The 3,530-nt window shown below is 56.2% G+C and carries 1 protein-coding gene; it reads left to right on the forward strand.

Features of this window, described 5'->3' with window-relative positions; genetic code table 11:
- Positions 1 to 2: 2 nt before the first annotated feature.
- Positions 3 to 3,530: DNA-directed RNA polymerase subunit beta' (gene rpoC, locus ACP7A2_RS27005; protein WP_426136831.1), on the forward strand; the 3,528-nt coding region annotated here is incomplete at its 3' end.

A 3,530-nucleotide genomic window follows, 5' to 3' on the forward strand; every position in this document is an offset into this window, starting at 1 on the left:
ATTTGCTGAAAAACCAGGGTCAAGTCGAAGAGTTCGACGCCATCCGTATTGGGTTGGCATCGCCTGAGATGATCCGTTCGTGGTCGTTCGGTGAAGTTAAAAAGCCGGAAACCATCAACTACCGTACGTTCAAACCTGAGCGTGACGGCCTGTTCTGCGCCAAGATCTTTGGCCCGGTTAAGGATTACGAGTGCCTGTGCGGTAAGTACAAGCGCTTGAAGCACCGTGGTGTGATCTGCGAGAAGTGCGGCGTTGAAGTTGCACTGGCCAAAGTTCGTCGTGAGCGCATGGCGCACATCGAGCTGGCTTCGCCGGTTGCCCACATCTGGTTCCTGAAATCGCTGCCGTCCCGTATCGGCTTGCTGATGGACATGACCCTGCGTGATATCGAGCGCGTTCTCTACTTCGAGAGCTACGTCGTTATCGACCCAGGCATGACCACCCTTGAAAAAGGTCAGCTGCTGAACGACGAGCAGTATTTCGAAGCGCTGGAAGAGTTCGGTGACGATTTCGATGCCCGCATGGGTGCCGAAGCTGTCCGTGAACTGCTGCACGCTATCGACCTGGAACACGAGATTGGCCGTCTGCGTGAAGAAATTCCGCAAACCAACTCCGAAACCAAAATCAAGAAGCTGTCCAAGCGTCTGAAGTTGATGGAAGCCTTCCAGGGTTCCGGCAACTTGCCAGAGTGGATGGTGCTGACCGTTCTGCCGGTTCTGCCGCCAGACCTGCGTCCGCTGGTACCGTTGGACGGTGGTCGTTTCGCGACGTCCGACCTCAACGACCTGTACCGCCGCGTGATCAACCGTAACAACCGCTTGAAGCGCCTGCTTGATCTGTCCGCTCCGGACATCATCGTGCGCAACGAAAAGCGTATGTTGCAAGAAGCTGTCGATGCCTTGCTCGACAACGGTCGTCGTGGCCGCGCTATCACCGGTTCGAACAAGCGTCCTCTGAAATCCCTGGCTGACATGATCAAGGGTAAGCAAGGTCGCTTCCGTCAGAACTTGCTCGGTAAGCGTGTTGACTACTCCGGTCGTTCGGTAATTACCGTAGGCCCGACCCTGCGTCTGCACCAGTGCGGTTTGCCTAAGAAGATGGCGCTTGAGCTGTTCAAGCCATTCATCTTCGGCAAGCTGGAAATGCGCGGTCTCGCGACCACCATCAAAGCGGCCAAGAAAATGGTCGAGCGCGAGCTGCCAGAGGTTTGGGACGTTCTCGCTGAAGTGATTCGCGAACACCCGGTTCTCCTCAACCGTGCGCCGACCCTTCACCGTCTGGGTATCCAGGCGTTTGAACCGGTACTGATCGAAGGTAAGGCTATCCAGCTGCACCCTCTGGTCTGTGCTGCGTACAACGCCGACTTCGACGGCGACCAAATGGCCGTGCACGTACCGCTGACACTGGAAGCCCAGTTGGAAGCGCGTGCGTTGATGATGTCGACCAACAACATTCTGTCGCCAGCCAACGGTGAGCCAATCATCGTTCCGTCGCAGGACGTTGTATTGGGTCTGTACTACATGACCCGTGAAGCGATCAACGCCAAGGGCGAAGGTCGCGTATTCGCTGACCTGCAAGAAGTTGACCGTGTGTTCCGTGCCGGCGAAGCCGCACTGCACGCCAAGGTTAAAGTGCGGATCAACGAAACCGTCAATGACCGTGATGGCGGCAGCGTGAGCGGCACCCGTATCGTCGACACCACCGTCGGCCGTGCGCTGCTGTATCAAGTTGTGCCAAAAGGCCTGTCGTACGACGTCGTCAACCTGCCGATGAAGAAAAAGGCGATCTCCAAGCTGATCAACCAGTGCTACCGCGTGGTTGGTTTGAAAGAGACCGTGATCTTCGCTGACCAGTTGATGTACACCGGCTTTGCCTATTCGACCATTTCCGGCGTTTCCATCGGCGTTAACGACTTCGTTATCCCGGATGAAAAAGCTCAAATCATCAATGCTGCTACTGATGAAGTGAAAGAGATCGAAAGCCAGTACGCCTCCGGCCTGGTAACCCAGGGCGAGAAGTACAACAAAGTGATCGACCTTTGGTCCAAGGCCAACGACGAAGTGTCGAAGGCGATGATGGCTAACCTCTCGAAAGAGAAAGTTATCGATCGTCATGGCGTAGAAGTCGATCAAGAGTCGTTCAACTCGATGTACATGATGGCCGACTCGGGCGCACGGGGTTCTGCTGCGCAGATCCGTCAGCTCGCCGGTATGCGTGGCCTGATGGCCAAGCCGGACGGTTCCATCATTGAAACGCCGATTACTGCGAACTTCCGTGAAGGTTTGAGCGTACTTCAGTACTTCATCTCCACTCACGGTGCTCGTAAAGGTTTGGCGGATACCGCGTTGAAGACCGCTAACTCCGGTTACCTGACTCGTCGTCTGGTAGACGTTGCGCAAGACTTGGTTGTGACTGAAGTCGACTGCGGTACCGAACACGGTCTGCTGATGACTCCACACATCGAAGGCGGCGACGTTGTAGAGCCGTTGGGTGAGCGCGTACTGGGCCGAGTAATCGCCCGTGACGTATTCAAGCCAGGCACCGAGGAAATCATCGTTCCTGCCGGCACCCTGGTAGACGAAAAGTGGGTCGAGTTCATCGAACTCAACAGCATCGACGAAGTGATTGTTCGCTCGCCGATCAGCTGCGAAACCCGCTACGGCATTTGCGCCAAATGCTACGGCCGTGACTTGGCTCGTGGTCACCAGGTGAACATCGGTGAAGCGGTCGGCGTTATTGCTGCCCAGTCCATCGGTGAGCCGGGTACCCAGCTGACCATGCGTACGTTCCACATCGGTGGTGCGGCAAGCCGGACCTCCGCAGCTGACAGCGTTCAGGTGAAGAATGGCGGTACTGTCCGTCTGCACAACCTGAAACACGTTGAGCGAGTGGATGGTTGCCTGGTTGCTGTGTCCCGTTCCGGTGAGCTGGCAATCGCTGATGACTACGGTCGTGAGCGTGAACGCTACAAGCTGCCGTACGGTGCTGTGATTTCGGTTAAAGAAGGTGACAAGGTCGACGCTGGCGCAATCGTGGCCAAGTGGGATCCGCACACTCACCCAATCGTTACCGAAATGAAAGGTACCGTGACCTACGTGGGCATGGAAGAAGGCATCACGATCAAGCGTCAGACTGACGAATTGACCGGTATGACCAACATTGAAGTACTCGACGCGAAAGATCGTCCAGCTGCCGGTAAAGACATCCGTCCTGCCGTGAAGATGGTCGATGACAACGGCAAGGATCTGTTGCTGCCAGGCACTGACGTAATCGCTCAGTACTTCCTGCCAGCCAACGCCCTGGTCGGTGTAGCGGATGGTGCGAAGATCGCGATCGGTGATGTTATCGCGCGTATCCCGCAAGAAACTTCGAAGACCCGTGACATCACCGGTGGTCTGCCGCGTGTTGCCGACTTGTTCGAAGCTCGTCGTCCGAAAGAAGCGTCGATTCTGGCTGAAGTCAGCGGCACCATCGCGTTCGGTAAAGAGACCAAGGGCAAGCGCCGTCTGGTCATTACCCCGAACGACGGT

This window comes from Pseudomonas sp. PWP3-1b2 (assembly GCF_049896045.1).
In the GTDB taxonomy this organism is placed as follows: domain Bacteria; phylum Pseudomonadota; class Gammaproteobacteria; order Pseudomonadales; family Pseudomonadaceae; genus Aquipseudomonas; species Aquipseudomonas antarctica_B.